Source organism: Paraburkholderia tropica, from assembly GCF_914484835.1.
Classification (GTDB): Bacteria; Pseudomonadota; Gammaproteobacteria; order Burkholderiales; family Burkholderiaceae; genus Paraburkholderia; species Paraburkholderia tropica_A.
The window spans coordinates 239,708-263,917 of sequence record NZ_CAJZAR010000101.1; the positions used below are offsets into that span (position 1 = coordinate 239,708).

The window sequence follows — 24,210 nt, forward strand, 5'->3', positions numbered from 1 at the left end:
GTCTGTGTTTACCGTTGCGGTAACGAAGGCGCGCTCAGGACGTGACGGCTTGCGCTTCACGCACCGGGCGCAGCGCGGCGCGCGAGCGCTGCGGATCGAGCCAGCGTGCGCACAGCACGCCGCAGCCGATCAGCACGAAGCCGCACAGCACGCACGATTGCTCGAAGCCGAGCGCGGTGGCGCGCGAACCGGCCGCGTGCTGGATCAGCACGCCGGTCAGCACGGGTGCGGCGAGGCCCGCCAGCGAACCAATGGCGTTGCTCAGCGCGAGGACCGCGCCGCGCTGCCCGTCCGGTGCGACTTCGCTGAGCATGGCCGGGCCGACCGAATACATCGCCAGCGTGAGGCCGCTGCTCAAGGTGAGCATCAGCACTTTCACGAGCGGCGCGAATTCGGGCAGATAGACCGAGAAACGCAGCACGCCCGCGACCATCAGCGTCACGGCGATGAACACGCCGCGCGCCTTGCGCGACGGCACGCCCTTGCCGAGCAGATGCTGCGAGTACCATGCGAGCCCGAGACCCATCGGCGTGGTGATGGCGACGAACAGCGCGAACAGCCGCCCCGAACTCGCGGCGCTGTAACCGAGACCGGCCTGGAGATAGTGCGGCATCCACGTGAGGCTCGTGGCGAGCACCCAGTTGGCCGCGAAATGCCCGCAGAAGTTGCCGACCACGGTGCGGTCGGCCAGCAGCGTGCGCCAGGGCACGCGCCGTGCGTCGCGCTCGGCGCGCGGGCGTTCGAGCGGACCTTCGGCGCCCAGCAGCAGCCAGCACGCGCACCAGACGAAACCCAGCACGGCGAGCACCGCGAAGTTCGCGCGCCAGCCCCAGCGCGCGGTGATCAGCGGAATGGCCAGCCCGGCCACGAACAGGCCCAGCGCGCTGCCTTGATAGAGGACGGCCGCAGGCAGGCCGCGCTTCTGGTCGGGGAACCATTTGTAGAGCGCGTGCAGCGAAACCGGCGACGCCGGTCCCTCGCCCGCGCCGAGCAGCACGCGCGTGACGAGCACGACCGTCATCGAACTGGCGAACAGCATCGGCAATTGCAGCAACGACCACGACAGCGCCATCAACAGCAAAATCGCGCGCGTGGCCACGCGGTCGGCGAGCACGCCGCCCACCACGGCCGCGATGGCGAACAGCCAGTTGAGGCTGCCGCCGATCAGGCCGAACTGCGTGGGTGTGAGACCGAGGTCCCGCATCATCGGCACGGAGACCATGCCGAACACCACCTTGTCGAGAAAATTCACCATCATCATCAGCGCGAGCATGATGGCGATCGACCACGCGCGCGCGGGCCGATAGGGGTTGGCTACGCTGCGAGTTTCGCTGCCGTATGCGGACATCCTTGTCTCCGATCTTTTCTTTTTTGCGGTGGCTTTTTATCAGCCATTCATTCGCAGATTCGCGGGGCTTTGTTGCTTATGCGCCCTGACCGCCCGGGTCGAGAATCGCGCGGGCGATCGTGTTGCGCTGAATCTCGCTCGTGCCCGTGAAAATGCGGAACATGCGCAGCTTGCGGAACGCCTGCTCCACCGGATGATGACGCGTGACGCCCACGTTGCCGTGAATCTGCACGGCCTTGTCGGCAATCTCGAAGCAGCGCTCGGAGACGAACACCTTGCACGCCGCCGCTTTCATGCGCAGGTCGCCGCCGGCATCGGCGAGCGCGGCCGTTTGCGCGATCATGCTTTCGCAGGCCCACAACGCCGCCGCCATATCGGCCAGCATGTGCTGGATCGCCTGAAAGCGCGCGATCGGTCCGCCGAATTGCCGCCGGCCGCGCGCGTAGTCGAGCGACGCCTGATACGCCGACGTGGCGAGCCCGAGCATCGTCGGGCAATGCAGCAGCCGGTTCACGTTGATACGCGACATGCCGAGCTTGAAGCCGTTGCCCGCGCCGCCGAAGAGATTGGCGCGCGGCACGCGCACCTGATCGAAGCGAATGTCGGCATCGATATGCTGGCCCGACATCGGCACGTATTCCTGCTCGACCGTCACGCCCGGCAAGTCGAGATCGACGAGCACCGCGCTGATGGCGGGCGGCGTCGTGCTCGCATCGGTCACGCACATGACGATGGCGAAGTCCGCGAACGGCGCGCCGCTGATGTAGTGCTTGTGACCCGTGACGATCAGATCGTCGCCGTCTACGATGGCCGTGGTCGTGATGCTTTGCGCGTCCGAGCCCGAATGCGGCTCGGTCAGCGCGAAACACGTGGACTTCTCGCCCCGAATCACCGGCATGAAATAGCGCTGCAACTGGTCGGGCGTGGCGTACTTGAGCATGTTGCCGACGCGCGGCGGACCGCCCAGATCGCCGAGCACGTGCATCGCGAGCGAGCAGCCGCTCGCCGCGAGATCGGCCTTCAACGCGCATTGCTGCAAGATCGAAAATCCCTTGCCGCCCAGTTGCACGGGCAGGCACGCCGAGTAGAAGCCCAGTTCGGCGGAACGCTTCCACACGCGGCGCAACACCTCTCTGGGCCAGACGCTTTCCGAATCGAGCCCGAGTTCGCGCTCCATCGGCAAGAGTTCGTCGGCGACGAAGCGGCGAATGCCTTCGCGCGTGGCGTCGAATGTCGGATCGCTAACCTGTTCGAACATGTTTTGGATTCCTTAGTTGACGCGGCGATCCGCGCCTTGCCAGTACTGTTCGCGCACGATCTTGCGCGCGATCTTGCCGCTCGCGTTGCGCGGAAGTTCGGTAACGAAGCTGATCGAGCGCGGCAGCTTGTAGTCGGCTAGCAGGCTGCGGCAATGCGCGACCAGCACCTCCTGATTCGCGGTGCGCTGCGGCTTGAGCACGACGGCCGCCTTCACGCCCTCGCCCCAGCGCTCGTCGGGCACGCTGAACACGCACGCTTCGAGCACATCGGGATGCTGATACAGCACGGCCTCGACTTCGGTCGGATAGACGTTGAAGCCGCCGGAAATGATCATGTCTTTCTTGCGGTCGACGAGATACAGATAGCCGTCCTCGTCGGTGCGCGCGAGATCGCCGGTCATCAGCCAGCCGTTGACGAGCACGTCGGCGCTCAGTTCCGGCTCGCCCCAGTAGCCCTTGAACACGTCCTCGCCGCGCACCGCGATCTCGCCGACCTCGCCAGCCGGAAGCGGCTGGCCGTCCTCGCCCATCACGCACACTTCGGTCTCGCCCATCGGCCGCCCGCAGGACGCGAGTCGCTCGGGCCGCTGCGCGATGGCGTAAGCGTGGTCGGCGACCGAAAGACGCGTGACGCCCGAGGTCGATTCGCTCGCGCCATAGCCTTGCGAGAGAATCGGACCGAAGCGCGCCCAGGCTTCCTGGATGCGCGCGGGCGCCATCGGCGCGGCGCCATACGAGAGCGATTTCAGCGCGCTCAGGTCGGTGCGCGCGAGTGCGGGCTCGTTGAGCAGCATGTTGATCATCGCGGGCACCATGAACACGTGCGTGACGCGCAGACGTTCGAGATCCGCGAGGAATGGCGCGGGCTCGAAGGTGTCGAACAGCACGAGCGTCGCGCCGCAATAGAGGAACGGCTGCATGAGCATGCCCGACGCATGCGTGATCGGCCCGACCAGTGCGAGGCGGTCGCCGGGACGCGGCTGCGTGTCCATGCCCATCAGCAGCTTGCGCAGCGACGCCATGCGATTGCCGTAGCTCTGCATCGCCGCCTTGATCTTGCCCGTCGAGCCCGACGAGAAGTGCAGCACCGCGAGGTCGTCCGCCTGACTGACGATGTCGAGCGGTTGCGCGCTCGCCTGAGCGAGCAGCGTTTCGTAGCCGATATAGTGATCGGCATGGCCCCCCGCGCTACCCGAGTCGCCGAGGGCAATGAACGTCTCCACGCTCTCGAAGCCCCGCGTCGTGCGCGTGTAGCCCGTATAGCCGCGCCCGGCGATCAGCACGCGCGGCGTGCAGTTTTCCGCGACGTCGGACGCCTCCGCCGCCGTGAAGCGCGGATTGAGCGCCGCCTTCACGAGCCCGGCCTTGTACAGCGCGCATTCGATCTCGACGAGTTCCGTGCAATTGCGCGACTGCACCGCCACGCGGTCACCGCGTTGCAGGCCGAGCGCGATGAGCGCATGCGCGAGCTGGTTCGAGCGCGCTTCCAGTTGCCGGTAAGTGAGCGGACGATCGCGATGGATCACGGCAGGCACGTCGCCCCAGAAAGAGGCAGCGCGCCGCAGAAAATACGGAAAGCTCATTCAGGTCTCCAGTGAATGTCGAACCAGTGTGTAAGATATCGGTCATCACCGCAATGAAGCACTGGATATAAACCCATAACCAAGAGGAATGGGCATGGAGACACGCGATCTGGACTATCTGCTCGAAGTCCATCGCTGCGGCAGCATCGGCAAGGCGGCGGAGGCGCTCGGCATGAGCCAGCCCGCGCTGACCAAGGCCATCAAGCGCATCGAGAACGAAGTGGGACTGGCGGTGTTTCACCGCAGCCCGAACGGCGTCGCGCTCACGCCGGGCGGCACGGTGTTTGTCGAGCGCGCGCGGCGCATCGCGCTCGAATACGACGACGCGCTCAAGGAACTCCGCGCGATCCAGACCGGCGAACAGGGCATTCTGCGCGTGGGATATTCGCCGACGGTGCCCGACTCGATCGTGCTGCGCGCCTGCCGCCAGTTGATGAACGAGCGGCCCGCGGCGCGGCTGCGTCTGCGCCGCCGGCTCGCCAACGACCTCTTCACGCTGATGAAGGCGGGCGAACTGGACATGGCGGTCGCGCCGGAGCCGCCGGACATGAGCAACGAATTCGACACGCTGCCGCTGTTTCGCGACCGCCTGCACGTGATGGCCGACGACTCGCATCCGCTGCACCACAAAACGCGGCTCCGGCTGCGCGATCTGGTGAACGAGGAATGGCTGCTGCCAGGTTCGAACATTCCGCTGCGCCGTCAGGTCAACGACGCCTTCCGGCGCCAGGGACTGCCGGAACCGACGCTGCGCGTCGAGACGGACTTCGCTGTGCCCGCGCTGCTCGAATTGCTGCGCGGCTCGCGCATGCTCTGCATCGCGGGCAATGCGGCGGCCAATGCGCAGCGCGGCATCCTGCCGTTGAATATCGACGAACAGGAGCTGGACCTCACGCGCAGTGTCGGCGCGGTGCTGCGCGCCGGCGGTTACGTCTCGCCGCTGGCGCAGCGGCTCGTGGAACTGCTGCAGCGCGCGCGGCCCAGCCCGGGCAGTCTTGCGCCGATGGAGTGAGCGCGAGCGCGCGGCTATCGTCGGCGCGCGCGTGCCGGTAATATCCATCCATCCGATCGCGGCCCCTTCAATCTCCGGAATGCAGCCACCATGGATAGCGGCATGACCTCGTCGAGCCCGGCCCGCAGCGGCTCCGCGCCCGAAGTGTTCGCGGTCTTTCTGCGGCTCGGGCTGACTTCGTTCGGCGGCCCCGTCGCGCATCTCGGCTATTTCCGCCGCGAGTTCGTCGAGCGCCGCCGATGGCTCGACAACGAAACCTTCACCGATCTCGTCGGGCTGTGCCAGTTCCTGCCGGGACCGGCCAGCAGCCAGACCGGATTTTCCATCGGCCTCTTGCGGGCGGGATGGCTCGGCGGCCTCGCCGCCTGGTGCGGATTCACGCTGCCTTCCGTGCTGCTGATGCTCGCTTTCGCCGCGATTTCGCCGCGCCTCGACGGTCCGGTCGGCACGGGATTGATTCATGGGCTGAAACTCGTTGCGGTCGCGGTCGTCGCGCAGGCCGTCTGGGACATGGCGCGACGGCTCTGTCCCGATCAACGGCGCGCCGCGATTGCCCTCGCCGGGCTTGCTGTCTCCTGCGCGCTGACGAGCGTCTATGCGCAGCTTGTGGTGATCGCCTTCGGTGCGGTGCTCGGGTTCGTGCTTTGCCAGCCGGTGGTGTCGAAGGATGCATCGGCAAATGCAGCCGGGCCGAGACAGCGCGCGCACGAATTCCGCGTTTCCCATGCGGCGGGCGGCGTCGCGCTCGTACTGTTCTGCGCCCTGCTATTTGGACTTCCGGCGCTGACACACACCGACACCGGACACGCGATCCGCCTGTTCGACGGTTTCTTTCGTTCCGGCGCGCTCGTGTTCGGCGGCGGTCACGTCGTGCTGCCGCTGTTGCAGCAGCAAACGGTCGCGACGGGCTGGGTATCGTCGAATGACTTTCTCGCCGGTTATGGGGCCGCTCAGGCCGTGCCCGGCCCGCTCTTTACTTTCGCGGCCTATCTCGGCTGGATGGCGGAGCCATCGCGCCACTGGGCCGGGACGCTCCTCGCGACGGTCGGCATTTTTCTGCCGGGACTGTTGCTGGTGCTGGCCGCGCTGCCGTACTGGCTGGCGCTGCGCGCGCGTCCGTCGATGACCGCCGTGCTTTCGGGCGTCAACGCGGCGGTCGTCGGGCTTCTGGCGGCCGCGCTCTACTCGCCCGTCTGGACCAGCGCCGTGCGTTCCGGGATCGACTTTGCCATCGCCGCGATTGGTTTTTTTCTGTTGACGCGCTGGAAGATGCCGCCGCTTGCCGTCGTCGTGATCTGCGCGCTGGCAGGTATCGCCGAGGCCATGCTGAAATAGGCTTACGACACGAGTCTTGCCGCTGAAGCGAGATAGAGCGGCGACGGGTCGCGTCGATGCTCGCAAAGACACGTGTAGGTCATTTTGATCACGTGATCGTCATCGGATGCGATTGCCAATCGGCACACGTCAGGCCATTCGATATCGCGATCCACGATGTCCGCATGCGTTCCTGTGTGTTCGCCCACCGTGGCGTAAGCGGCACACAGTGCGAACCACAACGCGGGCATCAATTGCGAAACAAGCGCGTCGTCGAGCAGCGCAAAAATAACTCGCACGGCGCGTGTGACCGTCACAGTGTGCAGAATCGTGAAGTCCGGTCTGTGCCAGTAGGCATTGATGGTCGCTCGCGCGAGATCGTCCAGCAAATTGGCACGAGTGGGAGGCGCGAGCACGGCGAGATCGAATCGCGGATCGGCAGCAACGGCACGTATACGCGCTGTGATCGAATCCTGCGTGAATGCCACCCCGCCGAATGCTTTGGCGATGTGATCGAAAGCCTCTACAGCCTCCGCTTCGCGGCGACCTTCATCCGGCCGAATTTCAATCGGAAGATGCGATGAAATCAACGACGCGAGTCCCGCTGCAATCTCGCCCGCATGCCCGGCTTCAACGCCATACGCCAGCCGGATAATCGAGTGAAAAGCCTGTGTCGCGGGCGCAAAAGGGACTTCACTGAACACGGTTTTGATAACTGCAGCGGCCCCGGCATCCGCGATCCAGTCGAGAAAACAAAGGCGCAATGCGCCGAATGCCGCCCGTTCGCCCACATGCGTTTGCCATTCGCGACGCGAGATGCGCGTGACGACCGGCGGCGCATTCAACGCGTATTTGAGCGCCCACATTTCGAAGAACGCTTGCAGGCGGGCGGGCGACGCGCCCATTTCCGCCAACGCCACAAGCGCCATCGGGCAGTGGTTCGTCGTGCCTTTCGCCGCGAGATCGAAGCGTGCATTCGCATCGAGCAATTCGTTCAACTTGACGTGTAACGGGTCATCGCGCATCTCGACGCCTATCGAATCAGGAAGGGGAATCGCATTGTTAAAGTTCAAGTACACTTGAAGTCAAGAGAAAACGCAGGGACGACTCATGACCGGGACGGCGCTCACGATCGGCGAGCTGGCTAAACGCTCTGGCGTGGCGGCAAGCGCGATTCGCTTCTACGAGGATCAAGGGCTCATCAGCGGCACGCGCACGGGCGGCGGCCACCGGCTGTATCGCCGGGACATGCTGCGTCGCGTGGGCTTCATCCGCGCGGCGCAGGCGGTCGGTTTGAATCTCGCGGAGATTCGGTCAGCGCTGGCCACTTTGCCGAATCAGCGCACGCCCACGAAAGCGGATTGGACACGCCTTTCACGTGCGTGGCAGCCGCTCATTCAGGAACGCATCGACGGCCTCATCGCGTTGCGCGATCAGCTTGCGTCCTGCGTGGGTTGTGGCTGCCTCTCGCTCAAATCCTGCGCGCTCTACAATCCGGGAGACGCCGCGCGTCGGCGCGGCAGCGGTGCGCGGTATCTGATGGGCGATACGGCGCGCGCCGTGCTGGCCGAGAATAACGCCGGAAAACAGAAGTGAATTCGGCTGCGGGGCATCGACCGGCTGCCGGGTTCCGGCGGCAACCGCTCGAAGCATCGCCATTTCCCTGATCACGCAATCGCCATACGAGGCGTCCGAATGCCATTCACCGGTAGCTGCCTGTGCAAGTCTGTCCGATACGAAATCGACAGCCTTGACTCCCCCATCGCGCATTGCCATTGCATCACGTGCCGTAAGGCGCACGCCGCCGCTTTCGCCACGACGGCTCGCGTCATGCGCGATCATTTCCGCTGGACGGCGGGCGAGGATCGGTTACGCAGTTTCGAGTCTTCCGCGGGCAAGTTTCGCCACTTCTGTTCGGCCTGCGGTACGCATCTCATCGCCGAGCGGCCGGTGCAGTCGCACGTCATTCTCCGCGTCCCTACGCTCGATGACGATCCCGGCGTCAAACCGGTCATGCACATCTGGACATCGCACGACGCGCCGTGGCTGCAAGACCCCGAGGCGATTGCGCATCATCGCGAATGGCCGCCGGGGCACTGAGCCGCTCACGCGCTCGACGCGCTATGTTGAATCGTCGACAATGCGCTTTCCGCCCAAACGGAGACGACGATGCTGAACGACGCGGTGCTTGCCGCGATGAAGAAAAGCGTGCTCTGCTGGCTCGCGACCGTCGACGCGGAGGGTTTTGCGAATGTTTCGCCAAAGGCACCGAGCTTTCGGCTTTACCCCGAAACGTCCGAGACGCAGCAAGTCGAATCGGCGATGCAAAGCTACGGCGTGCAGCCCGCCGCCATTTGATTTTCCGGGCTTACACGCTCGCGCAACAACGCCCCTATCCCGCCGCCACAATCACGTGCGCCTGAATTTTTCCGGCCACGGGACGTTCGCCATGGCGGCTGACAATCGCCTCCGTCGCGCGGTCCATTGCGAACTCCAGCAAGCTCGCGTCGCGCGCCTCGATTTCGTTGCGCAGCGGCGTGCCCAAGCAATAGGCCGTCGCGGCCTCGCGTGCCGAAGGCGCGTGACTCACCGCCTCCTGCGTCTCGATCGCGATATCGGCGAATCCGGCGCGCGTCAGTTCCGCACGGATCACACCGGTATCGTGATAGCCGTGCGGCGTGCGTGCGAGGAATCGTGGAGGATCGTGCGGAAATACCGTGGCCAGCGCGCGGGTGACGTCGTCAGCGAAGGCGTTGTCTTCGATACGGTCCCACACGCTCAAGACAAAGCGTCCGCCGGTTTTCAGCACGCGACGCGCCTCGGCATAACCGGCAATCCGATCGGGAAAGAACATCGCGCCGAACTGGCAAACGACGATATCGAATGACGCATCCGCGAACGGCAGCGCGAGCGCATCCGCTTGCCGCCATTCGATACGGCGATCGGCGCCTTGCCTGGAAGCGGCATAGTCGAGCATCGGCTGGTTCAGATCGGTGACGACATAGCGCGCGCCCGCGTGCAGTTTTGGCGCGAGCGCCCGCGTGACCGCGCCGCTGCCCGCCGCCGTTTCGAGCACCGAGTCGGGCGAGAACGACGCGACGAGCGCGGCCGTCTCGGCGGCATAGGTCTCGAAGATCAGAGGGACCATCAGCGTGTCGTAGAACTTCGGGATCGAACCCGCGAACACCTTGTCGCGCTCAGTCATGGCAGCCCCTCGAATGCGCTTCAGGGCTTCATGTTGGGCGCGCCTCGTGGCCGCGTCAACATCGTCCGGCGATCCGTTCCAGCGAGTCGAGCCGCGCCCGTGCGCGATGCTCAACCGGCGGTTCAGTTCCGTTCAGAACGCGTGCTCAGTTAAACGCGACGTCTGCGAGAAATGTGGCGAAGTAATCATCGTCGAGCCAGCCCGACACATGCTGCGATGCTTCGATGCGCAGGATTTCCTTCTGGCCTTTATCGGTGAGGATGGCGATCTGGAGTGTTGGGAGGAATTTGGTGCTGGGAGGCGGTTTCTGATCGAGGATATCGATCAGGCCTTGCGAGCGGAGTGAGGTAAAAATTGCCGGTCGCTTATGCCACGGTATCTGGCGATGCAAGGCAAGTCGGAGAGCTTCAAGTACGGCGCCATTGTTGAATTCCATGAGCTTCCTTCTGGTGTTCGACCAAGTTCGGCTAAATCGTTCTGCTGGCTCTGAACACGCAAGGTAACACATGAAGCGGTCTGGACGATGACGCACACTGGAAAGCATTCGTTCCAGAAGAATAAAGCAACGCGGCAGGCAAGTAAGGGCTGGTAAGCAGAGAGAGCATCGCTGCCCTCTCTTACACGCAATTTTCGGCCGGCCGATACCTCAATTCCGCCGCTGGCGCAGGTAGCCCACCAGCGCGAGCGCGGCGCAACAACCGAGCGTCGCGATCACTTCACGCCGGTGATCCTCGCTGAGCACCATCACCACGAACGCACCGCAGATCAACGCGACCACGAGCACGCCGAGCAACGGATGGAACCACATCCTGACCCGCAGCGGACCCGAGGCCACGAGGCGCTTGTGCAGACGCAACTGGCTCACGGCGATCACGAGATAAACCAGCAGTGCGATCGCGCCAGTCGTCGACAGCAAAGCATCGAAGACATATTTCGGCGCGAGATAATTCGCCCCGCAAGCGACGAACGCCACGAGACTCGACGCCATCACCGCGCGCGCCGGCACGCCGCTCGCCGTCGTGCGCGTGACGAAGCGCGGCGCCTGTGCGCGTCGGCCGAGCGAATACATCATGCGCGAAGCCGTATAAAGCGCCGAATTCAGGCAGCTGCCGACCGCGACCAGAATCAGGCCATCGGTAATCAGTTGTGCGTAGGGAATGTGAAAGTTACGCAGCACCGCCTGATACGCGCCGAGGCGCGTCAAATCGGGATCGTTCCACGGCACCGCGCAAATGATGATCAGCACCGAGCCGATATAGAACAGCGAAATGCGCCACACAACCGACGTAATCGCGCGGCCGATTTCGCGTGCGGGATTTTCCGATTCCGCGGCGGCAATCGTCACCACTTCGGTGCCGAGGAACGTGAACATCGTCGTGAGCAGCGCGCCGACAATCGGCGCCATGCCTCGCGGCATGAACCCGCTGTGGCCGGTTATCGTGTGCCACGGCGTCAGATGAACCGATGGCAGCAGGCCCGCAATCGCCGCGATGCCGCAGCCGATGAACAGCAGAATGCCGGTCACCTTGATGATCGCGAACCAGAACTCCAGTTCGCCGTAGTTCTTGACGCTCGCGAGGTTCGCGACGGTGAGCGCCGCCGTCACGAGCACCGAGATCTGCCAGACCGGCACGTCGGGCATCCAGCCGTTCAGGATGTTGGCGGCGGCTGTCGCTTCGAGCGGCACTACCAGCACCCAGAACCACCAGTACATCCAGCCGATCGTGAAACCGGCCCACGAGCCGATCGCCTTGTCGGCGTAGGTGGAGAACGAGCCGGAATCGGGCATCGCGCAGGCCATTTCGCCGAGCATGCGCATCACCGTCACGACCAGCAGGCTGCCGAACACATAGGCGAGCACGGCGGCGGGACCGGCTTCGGCGATGGCGTGACCCGAGCCCACAAAGAGCCCCGCGCCGATGCTGCCGCCAATGGAGAGCATCACGACGTGCCGCTGCTTGAGTCCATCGGCGAGGCGGTGCGAATCGGGACCCGCGCCGACCCGCGCACCGGGATCGGCATAACCGGCGGGCGGGCCGTCGATCAAACGGGCTTGCCTATCAATCTGTCGCATTTGTCTTCCTCCGTGTTTTTGTCGGGGACATCGTCAGGCATTCGTCTCTGATCGCCTTCATCATCCCGAGCCAATAACGCCGGATATAGAACCGTTTCGACCGCCCATAGAACGGTCGCGACGGCGCGACGCCGCCCCTTTCTTCCCCCGCCGCCTTGCCTGGCCAGCCCGGGCGCCCGAATCCCACGCACCGGATCAGTGCAAACCCTGAGCGCATGCGCGCCCTGCCCGCCGCCCCAACGATGCGCGATCGCAGAGCGTAAACCCTTATTCTTGTTCGGTCTTTTTAGAACCTATACTTCGTCTACAATTTGTATACAGCAGTGTTGGACAGCAGAATACTTAAGCACCAACCGACGGAATGGAAGACGCCGTCGCGCTGTACGGCCCCGAGGGGCGGCGCATGAATCTGGTGCGCGATCACCCGAAGGCGCAGTGGGTTTCAAAAGCGATATTGGAATAGCAATGCAAACGGTTACCTCGCTCCCTGCGGACGACAAGATGTGTGGCTGGTATCACACGAGTCCCGCGCGCACTCCCAAGCCTGGTCATACGGGAGAATCGAAGGCTCACTGGGCGGTTATCGGCGCCGGTTTCACCGGCCTCGCGGCGGCCCGGCAGCTCGCCCTGAACTTCCCCGACGATGAAGTCGTGCTGATCGAAGCCCAGGAAGTCGGCTTCGGCACCTCGGGGCGCAATGCCGGTTTCGCGATCGACCTGCCGCACGACATCGGCGCGGACGATTACATCGGCGACATCGACACGGCCAGAACCACGCTCAAGCTCAACCTGCTCGGCCAGAACATCCTGCGCGAGATCGTCGGCGAGCACGGCATCGATTGCCATATGACCGCGTCCGGCAAATATCAGGCCGCCGTGGAAGAACGCGGCGTGGCGGTGCTCGACGCGTATCGCCGCGGCCTCGACAAGCTCGGCCAGGCGTATGAAGTGATCGATGGCGCGGCGCTGCCCGAGCACATCGGCACCTCGTTCTATCGCAAGGCGCTGTTCACGCCGGGCACGGTGCTCGTGCAGCCCTCGGCGCTCGTCAAGGGCCTCGCCGACTCCCTGCCGCCCAACGTCACGCTCTATGAGGGCACGGCGATCACCGAGGTGGAATACGGCGACAAGATCGTGCTCGCGCATCGCAACGGCCGCATTGTGGCCGACAAGCTGGTGCTCGCGAACAACGCCTTCGGCATGCGCTTCGGTTTCCTCGCGCGCACGATGCTGCCGGTGTTTCTCTACGCGAGCCTCACGCGCCCGCTGACCAGCGCGGAACAGGCCGAACTCGGCGGCAAACCGTTCTGGGGTGTGATTCCCGCCGACCCGTTCGGCAGCACGCTGCGCCGCACGCACGACAACCGCATCCTCGTGCGCAACAGTTTCTCGTTCAATCCCGACGGCCGCTCGAAGGAACAGAATCTCCCGCGTTTCGCGCAACGCCATCGTCTGTCGTTCGAACGGCGTTTCCCGATGTTGCCGCAGGTCGATTTCGAGTACACCTGGAGTGGTTCGCTCGCGCTTTCGCAGAACCACAAGGGCTTTTTCGGGCAGCTCGCGCCGAACGTGTTTGGCGCGCTGTGCTGCAACGGACTCGGCATCACGCGCGGCACCGTGACGGGCACGCTGCTCGCCGACTGGCTCGCGGGCAAGCCCAATGAACTGACGAATTTCCTGCTCGACACCTCGGGGCCGAACAAGGCGCCGCCCGAGCCGTTCCTGTCGATGGGCGTCAACGCGACGCTCTGGTGGGGACAGCGCAAGGCCGGGCTCGAAAGCTGATTCGCAAATCGACTGCGAAGTAACGCGATAAACGGCCCATCCGCATAGAGACCGATCGCACCTCGTACGAAGCACAGGACGCGGCAGACATGATTCGTATTACGAACCATCGCGTCTCATTTCATGGAAGGAGACAGGCAATGTCGAACAATCACGTATCCATCGAGGACGTCCCGCTCAATGGATTCCATCAGTTGCTGACCATCCGCTCAAGCGGCGGCTGGCTCATGGATGGCTACGTCCTGAGCATCATCGGCGTCGCGATGGTGCAGTTTTCCTCGGCGCTCGGTCTGACCAGTTTCTGGGAAGGCATGGTGGCCGCCTCGGCGCTGATCGGCATCTTCGTCGGCGGTTTCGCGGGCGGCTGGCTGTCCGACCGGCTCGGCCGCCAGAAGCCCTACTTTTTCGGGCCCGTCATCTTCTTCGTCTGCTCGCTCGCGCAGCTCTGGGTGCAATCCGGCGAGGCGCTGTTCTTCCTGCGCTTTCTGATCGGCATCGGCGTGGGCATCGAATATCCGGTGGCGGGTTCGCTGCTGGTCGAGTTCATGCCGCGCAAATACCGCGGCCCGCGTCTCGCGATGCTGACGATCATCTGGTTCCTCGGCGCCGCGCTCGCGTATATCGTCGGCAACCTGATTCTCAGCAGCGGTGCGCACGACGCGTGGCGCTGGGTGCTCGCGAGCCCCGCCGTGATCGGCATCGTGCTGTTCATCGTGCGCCTCGGCACGCCCGAGTCGCCGCGCTGGCTGCTCAGCAAGGGACGCAAGGCCGAAGCCGAAGCGATCATCAAGCAGGTCTATGGCCCCACGTTCTCGCTGAAGAATCTGCCTGAAGAAACGGCCGCGAAGAAGACCACGCTTCTCGACCTGCTGCACTCCGGCTACGGCAAGCGCATGTTGTTCGTCACGCTGTTTTGGAGCTGCTCGGTGATCCCCGTGTTCGCGGTCTACTCGTTCGCACCGCGCGTGCTCGAAGCACTCAATCTGACCGGCCGCTGGGAGTCGCTCGGCTCGGTCGCCATCACGCTGCTGTTCGTGGTCGGCTGCATCATCGCCACGCGTGTCATCAATACGATCGGCCGCCGCGCGATGGTGATCCACAGCTTCCTGTGGTCGGCGCTCGCCCTGCTCGCGCTCGGTGCGTGCTCGAACGGCTCCGCCATTCTGATTCTCGTGTTGTTCGGCGCGTACGCGGTGCTGATCGGCGGCGCGCAAGTGCTGCAACTCGTGTATCCGAACGAGATTTTCCCGACCGATATTCGCGCCTTCGCAGTGGGCATGGGTGCGTCGCTCTCGCGTATCGGCGCGGCGATCGGCACCTGGCTCGTGCCGATCGCGCTGAACAGCATCGGCATCGGCAACACCATGTATGCGGCTGCGGCCGTGTCCTTCATCGGTCTCGTTGCATCGCTTGCGCTCGCGCCGGAAACGCGCTCGCTGAGCCTGCAGGAAGCCGCTTCCCTGAATCACTGAACCCGTCGACCCGACGCTTCCTCATTCTTCTTTTCACGGAAAAGACATCATGAAATTCGAAGGCATCTATACCCCGGCCATCACGCCCCTCGACGCTGCGGGCCAGATCGACAACAAGGCCTTTGCCGACGTGCTCGAATCGCTGATCGCAGCCGGCGTGCACGGCATCATCATCGGCGGCTCGACGGGCGAGTACTACGCGCACACCGCGCAGGAGCGCTTCGATCTGGGCGCACTCGCGAAGGAAGTGGTCGGCTCGCGCACCGCGCTGATCATCGGCACGGGCGCCGTGCGCACGGAAGATTCGGTGGAATATGCGAAGGCCGCGAAGGCGATCAAGGCCGACGCGATTCTGGTCGGCTCGCCGCCCTACGCGCTGCCGACCGAACAGGAAAACGCCGAGCACGCGCTCGCCATCGACCGCGCGGCGGACCTGCCGATCATGCTGTACAACTACCCCGGCCGCATGAGCGTCTCGATGGGCCGCGAGTACTTCAACACCGTGACGGCCGCGTCGAAGAACTTCGTCGCGATCAAGGAAAGCTCGGGCCAGACGGGTCAACTGCATATGCTGGCGCGCGAATTCCCGCAACTGAGCGTGTCGTGCGGTTGGGACGATCAGGCGCTGGAATTCTTCGCGTGGGGCGCGCGCAGCTGGGTCTGCGCCGGTTCGAACTTCCTGCCCGCCGAGCACATCGCGCTGTACCAGGCGTGCGCCGTCGAGAACGACTTCAGCAAGGGCCGCCGCATCATGTCCGCGATGCTGCCGCTGATGGACTTCCTCGAAGAAGGCAAGTTCGTGCAGTCGATCAAGCACGGCTGCGAAATCATCGGCCTGCGCAGCGGCGGCGTGCGCGCCCCGCTCAAGGGTCTCAACGACGACGAGAAGCAGCGCCTGCAAACCATCGTCGCTGCAGTCAAGCGCGAAGTGGCGGCTGTCGTGGGAGGTCAGTGCTGATGGCTGATCTGCTCTCCGCCCAGGAATACGCCGCGCTGGCCGCGAAGCTGAACTTGCCGACCGAGGCGTTCATCGACGGCGCATTCCAGCCTTCGCTGTCCGGCGCGACGTTCGAGACCACGAATCCGGCCACGAACCAGGTGCTCGCAAAAGTGACCGCGTGCAACGCCGCCGACGTCGATCGCGCCGTCGCCAGCGCACGCGCGGCATACCAGGATGGCCGCTGGCGCAAACTGCCGCCGTCGCAACGCAAGTCGATTCTGCTGAAATTCGCCGATCTGCTCGAAGCGAACGCGCACGAACTCGCGACGATGGAAAGCCTCGACAGCGGCAAGCCGATTCGCGAATGCCAGAACACCGACGTGCCCGAGACGATCCATACGATTCGTTGGCATGCCGAACTGATCGACAAGATCTACGACTCCACCGCGCCGGTCGGTTCGGGCGCGCTCTCGCTGGTCGTGCGCGAGCCGATCGGCGTCGTCGGGCTGGTGTTGCCGTGGAATTTTCCGCTGCTGATGCTGGCGTGGAAGATCGGCCCGTCGCTCGCGGCAGGCTGCTCGATCGTCGTGAAGCCCGCGAAGGAAACCACGCTCACTGCCCTGCGCGTTGCCGAACTCGCGCACGAAGCGGGCGTGCCTGCGGGCGTGTTCAACGTGCTGCCCGGCGGCGGCGGCGAAGTGGGCGAGCCGCTCGGCCTGCACATGGACGTCGACATGGTGAGCTTCACGGGTTCGACGGCCACGGGCCGACGCTTCCTGCACTATGCGGCCGAGTCCAACCTCAAGCGCATCGTGCTCGAATGCGGCGGCAAGAATCCGGCCGTCGTGCTCAAGGACGCCGACGATCTGGACGCGGTCGCACAACACGTCGTCAATGGCGCGTTCTGGAACATGGGCGAAAACTGCTCGGCCTCCTCGCGGCTGATCGTGCATGCGGACATCAAGGACGTGCTGCTCGAACGCATCGGCGTGCAGATGCGCGAATGGAAGATGGGCGATCCGCTCGATCCCGAACACCGCATCGGCGCGATGGTCAGCAAGTCGCACTTCGAGAAGGTCCGCTCCTATCTGGAGCACGCGCAGAGCGAACAACTGCGCGTGGCCTTCGGCGGCGACACGGAGCGCGGCATTTTCGTCGAGCCGACCGTGGTCGACGGCGTGAGCGCGACGAGCCGTCTGTTCCAGGAAGAGATCTTCGGCCCGGTGCTCGCCGTCACGACGTTCAACGACATCGACGAAGCGATCGAACTCGCCAACGACTCGGTCTATGGTCTCGCCGCCTCGGTCTACACCAGCAACCTGAATCACGCGATTCGTCTGTCGCGCGAGATCCGCGCGGGCGTCGTGACCGTCAACTGCTTCGGCGAAGGCGACATCACGACACCGTTCGGCGGTTACAAGGAATCGGGTTTCGGTGGCCGTGACAAGTCGATCTGGGCGCACGACCAGTACACCGAGATCAAGACGATCTGGATCGACGTACCCGCTTAAACCAGGCGGATTCGCCGATGGATGCGCCGTGGCCGGACATGCACGTCCGGCCACGGCGCACGCGCAGGAAACATGAATTATCAACGCAGGTTCGAGGTATGAAAAAGGATACGGCCACCCTGATCGGGCTCGTCGCAATCATGTTGTGGGCGTCGATCGTCGCCCTGATTCGCGGTGTCAGCGAAAGTCTGGGCGCGACCGGCGGCGCTGCCATGATGTATTCGGTGGCGTCCGTTTTTCTCGCGTTGACCGTCGGCTTCCCCAATCTCAGGCAATTTCCGCGAAATTATCTGATTTGGGGAAGTCTGCTATTCGTCGCCTACGAACTGTGTCTGTCGCTCTCGATCGGCTATGCCCATAACGGCCGGCAGGCGATCGAAGTCGGCATGGTCAATTATCTGTGGCCGACCTTCACGCTGGTGTCGGCCATCGTCTTCAACAAGCAGAAGGCCAATCTGCTCGTCGTGCCCGGCTTCGTGCTCTCGATGCTCGGCATCGGCTGGGTGCTCGGCGGCGATCAGGGCATCGATCTCGCGGGCATGCTCGCGAACGTCAAGGACAATCCGCTGAGCTACGGCCTCGCGTTCAGCGGCGCGCTGATCTGGGCCGCGTATTGCACGGTGACGGCGCGCATCGCGAACGGCAAGAACGGCGTCACGCCGTTTTTCATGCTCGTCTCGGCGGCGCTCTGGCTCAAATATGCGCTCGAAGGCGGCGGCGCGATGCACTTCGACACGCACGCCCTGATCTATCTGTTTCTGGCGGCAGCAGCGATGGGCTTCGGCTACGCGGCCTGGAACATCGGCATTCTGCATGGCAACGCCACGGTGCTCGCGGGCGCTTCGTATTTCATTCCCGTGATTTCCGCCGCACTGGCCGCCACGCTACTGCACGCGCCGCTTGCCGACGCGTTCTGGCACGGCGCCATGATGGTCTGCGCGGGATCGATTCTCTGCTGGATCGCCACGCGCCCTCGTCGCCCGAAAAAGCCCGCGCCGGATGCGGTCGACGCCGAGGCGAAGCGAATTGGGGAACGAGTCTGATGCACCGCTGCGCGGGCTTTAGAGCCCAATGAGCGCCCCATAAAGCGGGCCGCCGCCCGAGGCGTCGTATGGAGATTTTTTGTCCGGCGATTTATAGTACACAAAAGGTAGACAGAGAATCCCGATGAAAACGAGCCCCGACGAATCCCAGATCGACAGCAACGCCCCCACCGACCGCAAGGCCGTTTTGGCCGAAACCCTGCGCCGCCGCATCGTCAGCATGGAGCTGAAGCCGGGCGCCGTGGTGGACGAACTGGCGCTGTGCGAGGAATTCGGCCTGTCGCGCCCGCCCGTGCGCGAACTCATGCGCCAGATGGCCGCCGAAGGCTATATCGAACTGGAAGCCAATCGCGCGGCGCGGGTTTCGTCGATGAACTACCACTCGCTGCGCAGCTTTTTCCTGGCCGCGCCGCTCATCTACGTGGCCACGACGCAACTCGCGGCGGCGAACGCCACGGCCGCCGACGTCGCGAAGCTGCGCGACATCCAGAAGCGTTTCCGCCAGGCCATCGACGCTCACGACGTGGAGAATCGCGTCCTCTACAACGACCAGTTTCACCTCGAAATCGGCACCATGGCGCAGAACGATTATCTGATGCCCAGTTTGCGCCGCCTGCTGATCGATCACGCGCGGCTCGGCAAGACGTTCTATCGCTACCCTGCCAGCGAAAACATGCAGCACGAGATGCATCAGGCGGCGCATCAGCACGACGAGATCATCGACGCCATCGAGCGCCACGATACCGAGCGCGCGGGCGAACTCGTGCGAGCGCATTGGGAACTGTCGCGCCGTCACATGACGGACTATGCGATCCCGGAAGGACTGGAAGTGCCGCTGAGCTTTGCCTGATTGTTGCCTGAGTTCAGGCACTCGACGCGCGCCGGCAACGGCGCACCGTTTCCGAAGGCAATTCGCCGAACATGACGCGATAGTCCTGCGCAAAGCTGCCGAGGTGCAGGAAGCCCCATTTCGTGGCCGCCGCCGTGACGGAATCGCCGGCGCGCAACGCGCGGCGCACATGATTGAGCCGCACCGCGCGCAGATACGCCACGGGATTCAGATCGAGCACGTGCTGAAACGCGTACTGGATAGTGCGGCGGCTCACGCCGAGCTGCCCGCACAGTTCCGCGATCGACAGCGGGCAGGTTTCGGCGACCTCAAGACAACGCTGCGTGGCCGCGACCAGCGCGGCATGGCTCGCATGCGGCGCGACGCTGCGCTCGACGCCGCGCGCGTCGTGTTCCAGCGCTTCCGATAGCACCGACAGCACCGCGCCCTGCAACGCCATCGCCCGCTCGCGTTCGGTCTGCGTCACCGTAATCGACAACGCGTGACGCAGCACGTCGCGAAAGCGCTGCGCCGTGGCCTCGCTCATCGCAACGACGGGCGCCATATCGGTCTCGTAAAGCGAGCCTGCAAACGCGCGCAACGCGTCGCTGTCGATCTGATCGAGATGGATTTCGACGTTCGCCAGAACATGATGATCGGGCGAAAAAAATTCGAATTCCTTAACGCTCGAAAACACATGCAGGCTGTTGCGTCCGCTCGCGTGCCCGCACATGCGCGCGTGGCCGTCGAGTTCGAGCGGCACGGCAATCGCAATGCGGCCCGCCGGCACCGAGCCGCGCTGAAGAATGACCTTGTCGAGATGTTCGACCAGCACGCGCACGCCGCCAATCGATGCAATCGACGACGACCCGCTGAACGCGCCGCGTGAGATCTGCGTGTAATCAAGATCCCAGCCCTTGAAAATGCGGGCCTGTTCATCGACGTCCGTGAACGCGCAAAACGTGACGGAACGCGCCGCGTGGGCGGCGTTACCCGGCAGTTCCGCAGAAGGACGAAGATCGGCGCGCATACGCATCAGGCTCTTGACTCACTATCCGGCTCATTCTAGCGAAATCCCCGACTCGCCAAAATACCCTTCAAAAGCCGGGGAAAACCCGCAATTGCCGAAATCCGATAGTCACGCGTTCAGCCAATACCTAATCTGCGATGCGCACGGCGCTTTTCAAACGGCCGTGCCAATTTGCCCGTGGCGCACTCATGCGCCATGCAACACAGGATAACGAATCATGAACGCTCGACTCGACGGCCGGCTCGCTGGCAAGGTAGCCATCATCAGTGGCGGCGCGGGAGGCTGCGGCGCTGCGGCTTCGACATTGTTCGCGCGTCAGGGCGCGCGCGTCGCGATCATCGACCGTGACGGCGACGCCGCCGAAACGCTCGCCGCGATCCTCCGCGACGAAGGTTTGAGCGCAGCGGGCTTCGGTGCCGATGTCGCGCGCAAGCAGGATGTCACGCGCGCCGTTGCGGCCGCGCGCGAAACCTTCGGCCCCGCCGACGTGCTGTTCAATCACGCGGGCACGCTGGTCGTCAAACCGTTCCTCGATATCGAAGAGGACGAATGGGACTGGCTCATGGCCGTCAACGTCAAGAGCATGTATCTGATGACGCAAGCGGTCCTGCCGCAGATGCTCGAAAAATCGGCGGGCACGATCATCTGCACGTCGTCGATTTCCGCGGTGTGCGCGACGCCCGGCGAAGTGCTCTACGACACCACCAAAGGCGCCTGCCATATGTTCGCGCGCGCGATTGCCGTCGAGTATCGCGAGCGCGGCATTCGCTGCAACGCGATCGCGCCGGGATTCATCCGCACGCCGCACGGCATCCGCGAAATCGATCAGTTGCGCGCGATGGGCGTGGACGTGTCGGAGCAATCGATCGCGCAGCAACAAGGCCGTCTGTGCGAGCCGTCCGAAGTCGCGTCCGCCGCGCTGTTTCTTGCGTCCGACGAATCGAGCTTCGTGAATGGCGCGCATCTCTTCGTCGACAACGGCTTTTCCGCGCTCTGATTTTTCGCGTCACGCCACGCGCCCGGTATCGACCCTGGGTTGCCGATATCCGATAGTGGTCAAAAAAAGCGTCTCCTAGAGTGGGCGCATCTCGCTGTCACTCGTGCCCTGCGTGCAGGAGTGACGGCCAACCCGGAGGAGATCCGTCATGGACGTCGAAAATCGCAGCATCGAATTTATCCCGCATGGCGAACGTTACGGCACGCCCAAGCGGCTGTTCACGATCTGGTTCAGCGCCAACATGCAGGTGACCGCGCTGGTCGTCGGCACGCTGGGCATCGTCGCGGGCATGAGTCTCGCGTGGACGCTCGTGGCGCTCGTCGTCGGCAATGTGATCGGCACCATTTTCATGGCAGCGCATTCGGCGCAAGGTCCGCATCTGGGCATTCCGCAGATGATCCAGAGCCGCGCGCAATTCGGCGTCTATGGCGCGGCGCTGCCGCTCGTGATCGTGACGCTCGCCTACGTGCTGTTCGTCGCGGCCGACGGCGTGGTCATGCGCGAGTCGATCAAGTCGATTTATCCGATGTCCGACAATGCGGCCATTATCGTGTTCGGCGCGCTGACGTTCGTCATCAGCTATATCGGCTACGAATTGATTCATCGATTCGGCGCGACCATGACGGTGCTCTCGATTCTCGTCTTTGCAGCGACGGCGCTGATTCTGCTTGTTTCGCCGCACGTGCATGTGACGCTGCAAACCGCGAAACACGGCTTCTCCGTGGGCGCATTCAATCTCGTGGTCGCGCAAGCCGCCTCGTGGACGCTCGGTTTCGGCCCCTATGTCGCGGACTATTCGCGCTATCTGCCGGACAGCGTGCGCACGCGCGACACGTTCTGGTACACCTATCTGGGCGGCCTGCTCGGCTCGCTCGCCGTGATGGTGCTGGGCGCCGTGCTCGCCACCGTGTCGACCTCCGTGGTCAACGATCCCGGCACGGCCATCGCCGCGCTGTTCGGCGGCTGGGCGCGCCCGGCGCTCATCGTGATCGTGCTCGGCGTGCTGGTGTTCAACGTGCTGAGCCTGTATAGCGCGTATATGTCGTCGGTGACGATCTTCAGCGGCTTTCGCAGCATGACGCGCATTCGCCGCTCGACGAAGTTTCTGGTGCTGTTCATGCTGTTCGCGATTTCCACGTGGATCGCGATCGCCACGCAATATCACTTCTCCGACTATTTCGCCGATATTCTCAACGCGCAGATTTACGTGCTCGTGCCCTGGAGTTCGATCAATCTGGTCGATTACTACCTCGTGCGCCGTGGCGCGTACAGCGTGGAAGACATGTACGACGCGCGCGGGCAATACGGCAAATTCAACCTCAAGACCATCGCGATCTATTGCGCCGGTTTCGCCAGCACGCTGCCGTTCATGGACCTCTCGTTCTATCACAGCTACTTCGCGAAACTCATCGGCGCAGATGTGAGCTGGATTCCGAGCCTGCTGGTGCCGGGCGTGCTCTATTACGTTGCGTTCGGCCTGCGCGCACGCACGGCGGACGACCTCGTCGCCGTCGAGCACGACGCCATGCAGCCACATTGAATCATCCCCGTTCAACGCGTGTTTTCCATGTCTCACCCGATCGCCCCACTCCCTTCCGAAACGCGCCGGCCGATTCGATTCGGCATCGTCCTGCTGCCGAATTTCACGCTGACGGCCTTCTCGGGATTCGTCGATCTGCTGCGGCTCGCCAGCGACGATGGCGACATGAGCCGGCCCGTGCGCTGCTCGTGGACCATCGTCGCGGAAACGCTCGCGCCCATCCGCGCGAGTTGCGGCATCCAGGTCACGCCGTGGACGACCTTCGACGAAGCCGGCACGTTCGACTATCTGCTGGTGGTGGGCGGTCTGCTGCACTCCGGCCCCTCGGCGACCGAAGCGACGCATCGCTTCATTCGCACGGCGGCCGCGAGCGGCGCAACGCTGGTCGGCATCTGCACGGGCGCGTTCGCGCTCGCCCGCGCGGGCGTCATGGACGGCTACCGGATCTGCGTGAGCTGGTTTCACTACTGGGATTTCGTCGAGCGCTTTCCCGCGATTTCCGAATCGAATCTGATCGCCGACCGTCTGTTCGTGATCGACCGCGCGCGTATCACCTGCTCGGGCGGGCGCGCGTCGATCGACGTGGCCGCCGCGATTCTCCTGCGGCACCTCGATGCGGCGATCGTGCAGAAAGCCCAGCGCATCCTGATCGTCGACGATGCGCAGCGCGGCAACGCGCCCCAACCGTATCCGCCGGGCCTCGATCCCGCTTCGCATCCCAAGGTGCGGCGCGCGATTCTCATCATGGAGCAGCACATCGCGAATCCGCTGCCGCTGACCGAACTGGCGCGGCGCGTCGACACCTCCGTGCGCCAGCTCGAACGCTTGTTCGTCGCCGAAACGGGCAAGTCGCCCAACGTCTATGGCCGCCAGATGCGCGTGCGCATGGCCGCGTGGATGCTGCACGGCTCGGACCGCACGGTCGCCGATATCGCCATGTCGTGCGGATTCTCGGACGCCTCGCATCTCGGCCGCGAGTTCCGCAAGGAATATGACGCGTCGCCGGGCGCCTATCGCATCGCGCGCCCGCCCGTGCTCGAAGACGCCGCGTGCGCGGCCGCCTGAGACGCGTCCCAGCGGCTTGTCGCAATCGTTCTATCGCGCCCTTCGCGCTTGCTCTTAAATAGCTGCACGGCCTGGGGCAATCAACACCACGCTGGAACCTGAGAGCGACTACAAGGCCGATATCGCGGCTGCCTCGTCTAAACCAAAACTGGAAAAGCCATGTTCAAACGCGTCGATTCAACCCTCGCCAACGTCGATCCCGA

At 64.0% G+C, this 24,210-nt stretch carries 22 protein-coding genes; 14 read left to right on the plus strand and 8 right to left on the minus strand.

Annotation, left to right across the window (positions count from 1 at the left end; all coding sequences use genetic code 11):
- Nucleotides 1-34: 34 nt before the first annotated feature.
- The 3 genes from LDO54_RS36605 to LDO54_RS36615 all read right to left on the minus strand — a co-directional run bounded on the left by LDO54_RS36605 (nt 35) and on the right by LDO54_RS36615 (nt 4,190).
- On the minus strand, nt 35-1,348 hold the full coding sequence (locus LDO54_RS36605; RefSeq protein WP_224017655.1) for an MFS transporter: 1,314 nt from the start codon (nt 1,346-1,348) through the stop codon (nt 35-37).
- A gap of 76 nt (nt 1,349-1,424) precedes the next feature.
- Nucleotides 1,425-2,606: an acyl-CoA dehydrogenase family protein gene (locus LDO54_RS36610; protein ID WP_224017657.1), complete on the minus strand. Its 1,182-nt coding sequence runs from the start codon at nt 2,604-2,606 to the stop codon at nt 1,425-1,427.
- Nucleotides 2,607-2,618: 12 nt separating this feature from the next.
- A complete protein-coding gene (locus LDO54_RS36615) occupies nt 2,619-4,190 on the minus strand; it encodes an AMP-binding protein (RefSeq protein ID WP_224017659.1) in 1,572 nt (523 codons plus the stop codon).
- Between the two features lie 94 nt (nt 4,191-4,284).
- Between LDO54_RS36615 and LDO54_RS36620 the strand changes: the two genes are divergently transcribed.
- The gene (locus LDO54_RS36620) at nt 4,285-5,202 is read left to right on the plus strand and encodes a LysR family transcriptional regulator (protein WP_224017661.1); all 918 of its coding nucleotides are present in this window, start codon (nt 4,285-4,287) and stop codon (nt 5,200-5,202) included.
- A gap of 90 nt (nt 5,203-5,292) precedes the next feature.
- Nucleotides 5,293-6,537 (plus strand): chromate efflux transporter, encoded by a 1,245-nt coding sequence (chrA, locus tag LDO54_RS36625; protein WP_224017663.1) that lies wholly within the window; start codon nt 5,293-5,295, stop codon nt 6,535-6,537.
- A gap of 2 nt (nt 6,538-6,539) precedes the next feature.
- On the opposite strand, the gene LDO54_RS36630 is transcribed toward chrA, so the two are convergent.
- Nucleotides 6,540-7,589 carry a questin oxidase family protein gene (locus LDO54_RS36630; protein ID WP_224017665.1) on the minus strand — a complete coding sequence of 350 codons (1,050 nt, stop codon included), beginning with the start codon at nt 7,587-7,589 and terminating at the stop codon, nt 6,540-6,542.
- 37 nt (nt 7,590-7,626) lie between these two features.
- Between LDO54_RS36630 and soxR the strand changes: the two genes are divergently transcribed.
- The 3 genes from soxR to LDO54_RS36645 all read left to right on the plus strand — a co-directional run bounded on the left by soxR (nt 7,627) and on the right by LDO54_RS36645 (nt 8,874).
- Entirely contained in the window at nt 7,627-8,112 is a 486-nt protein-coding gene (soxR, locus tag LDO54_RS36635; RefSeq protein WP_224017667.1) for a redox-sensitive transcriptional activator SoxR, read from the plus strand.
- A 99-nt stretch (nt 8,113-8,211) separates the two neighbouring features.
- A complete protein-coding gene (locus LDO54_RS36640) occupies nt 8,212-8,616 on the plus strand; it encodes a GFA family protein (protein WP_224017669.1) in 405 nt (134 codons plus the stop codon).
- 69 nt (nt 8,617-8,685) lie between these two features.
- Nucleotides 8,686-8,874, plus strand: coding sequence for a pyridoxamine 5'-phosphate oxidase family protein (locus tag LDO54_RS36645; protein ID WP_224017671.1), 189 nt, complete (start codon nt 8,686-8,688; stop codon nt 8,872-8,874).
- Between the two features lie 34 nt (nt 8,875-8,908).
- Here the strand turns inward: LDO54_RS36645 and LDO54_RS36650 are convergent, their stop codons facing one another.
- The 3 genes from LDO54_RS36650 to LDO54_RS36660 all read right to left on the minus strand — a co-directional run bounded on the left by LDO54_RS36650 (nt 8,909) and on the right by LDO54_RS36660 (nt 11,663).
- Complete coding sequence (locus LDO54_RS36650; RefSeq protein WP_224017673.1) at nt 8,909-9,721, minus strand: class I SAM-dependent methyltransferase; 813 nt, start codon at nt 9,719-9,721, stop codon at nt 8,909-8,911.
- Nucleotides 9,722-9,866: 145 nt separating this feature from the next.
- Entirely contained in the window at nt 9,867-10,157 is a 291-nt protein-coding gene (locus LDO54_RS36655) for a hypothetical protein (RefSeq protein ID WP_224017675.1), read from the minus strand.
- A gap of 210 nt (nt 10,158-10,367) precedes the next feature.
- Nucleotides 10,368-11,663 carry an amino acid permease gene (locus LDO54_RS36660; RefSeq protein WP_224017843.1) on the minus strand — a complete coding sequence of 432 codons (1,296 nt, stop codon included), beginning with the start codon at nt 11,661-11,663 and terminating at the stop codon, nt 10,368-10,370.
- Between the two features lie 597 nt (nt 11,664-12,260).
- On the opposite strand from LDO54_RS36660, the gene LDO54_RS36665 reads away from it, so the two are divergent.
- The 6 genes from LDO54_RS36665 to LDO54_RS36690 all read left to right on the plus strand — a co-directional run bounded on the left by LDO54_RS36665 (nt 12,261) and on the right by LDO54_RS36690 (nt 19,396).
- Complete coding sequence (locus LDO54_RS36665; protein WP_224017677.1) at nt 12,261-13,580, plus strand: NAD(P)/FAD-dependent oxidoreductase; 1,320 nt, start codon at nt 12,261-12,263, stop codon at nt 13,578-13,580.
- 140 nt (nt 13,581-13,720) lie between these two features.
- Entirely contained in the window at nt 13,721-15,052 is a 1,332-nt protein-coding gene (locus LDO54_RS36670; RefSeq protein WP_224017679.1) for an MFS transporter, read from the plus strand.
- A gap of 49 nt (nt 15,053-15,101) precedes the next feature.
- Entirely contained in the window at nt 15,102-16,010 is a 909-nt protein-coding gene (locus tag LDO54_RS36675) for a dihydrodipicolinate synthase family protein (protein ID WP_224017681.1), read from the plus strand.
- Entirely contained in the window at nt 16,010-17,503 is a 1,494-nt protein-coding gene (locus tag LDO54_RS36680) for an aldehyde dehydrogenase (protein ID WP_224017683.1), read from the plus strand. Before LDO54_RS36675 ends, LDO54_RS36680 begins: the two co-directional genes overlap by 1 nt.
- Before the next feature lie 98 nt (nt 17,504-17,601).
- Nucleotides 17,602-18,546: an aromatic amino acid DMT transporter YddG gene (gene yddG, locus LDO54_RS36685; RefSeq protein ID WP_224017685.1), complete on the plus strand. Its 945-nt coding sequence runs from the start codon at nt 17,602-17,604 to the stop codon at nt 18,544-18,546.
- Between the two features lie 124 nt (nt 18,547-18,670).
- The gene (locus LDO54_RS36690; protein ID WP_224017687.1) at nt 18,671-19,396 is read left to right on the plus strand and encodes a GntR family transcriptional regulator; all 726 of its coding nucleotides are present in this window, start codon (nt 18,671-18,673) and stop codon (nt 19,394-19,396) included.
- 13 nt (nt 19,397-19,409) lie between these two features.
- Here LDO54_RS36690 and LDO54_RS36695 read toward each other — a convergent pair whose 3' ends face one another.
- On the minus strand, nt 19,410-20,405 hold the full coding sequence (locus tag LDO54_RS36695; protein ID WP_224017689.1) for a helix-turn-helix domain-containing protein: 996 nt from the start codon (nt 20,403-20,405) through the stop codon (nt 19,410-19,412).
- A gap of 217 nt (nt 20,406-20,622) precedes the next feature.
- Here LDO54_RS36695 and LDO54_RS36700 point away from each other — a divergent pair, with 217 nt between their 5' ends.
- From LDO54_RS36700 to LDO54_RS36710, 3 genes are all read left to right on the plus strand, one after another.
- Nucleotides 20,623-21,402, plus strand: a complete 780-nt coding sequence (locus LDO54_RS36700; protein WP_224017691.1) for an SDR family NAD(P)-dependent oxidoreductase — start codon at nt 20,623-20,625, stop codon at nt 21,400-21,402.
- A gap of 148 nt (nt 21,403-21,550) precedes the next feature.
- Nucleotides 21,551-22,942: a purine-cytosine permease family protein gene (locus LDO54_RS36705; RefSeq protein WP_224017693.1), complete on the plus strand. Its 1,392-nt coding sequence runs from the start codon at nt 21,551-21,553 to the stop codon at nt 22,940-22,942.
- Between the two features lie 27 nt (nt 22,943-22,969).
- Entirely contained in the window at nt 22,970-24,007 is a 1,038-nt protein-coding gene (locus tag LDO54_RS36710; protein ID WP_224017695.1) for a GlxA family transcriptional regulator, read from the plus strand.
- The last annotated feature ends 203 nt before the right edge of the window (nt 24,008-24,210 follow it).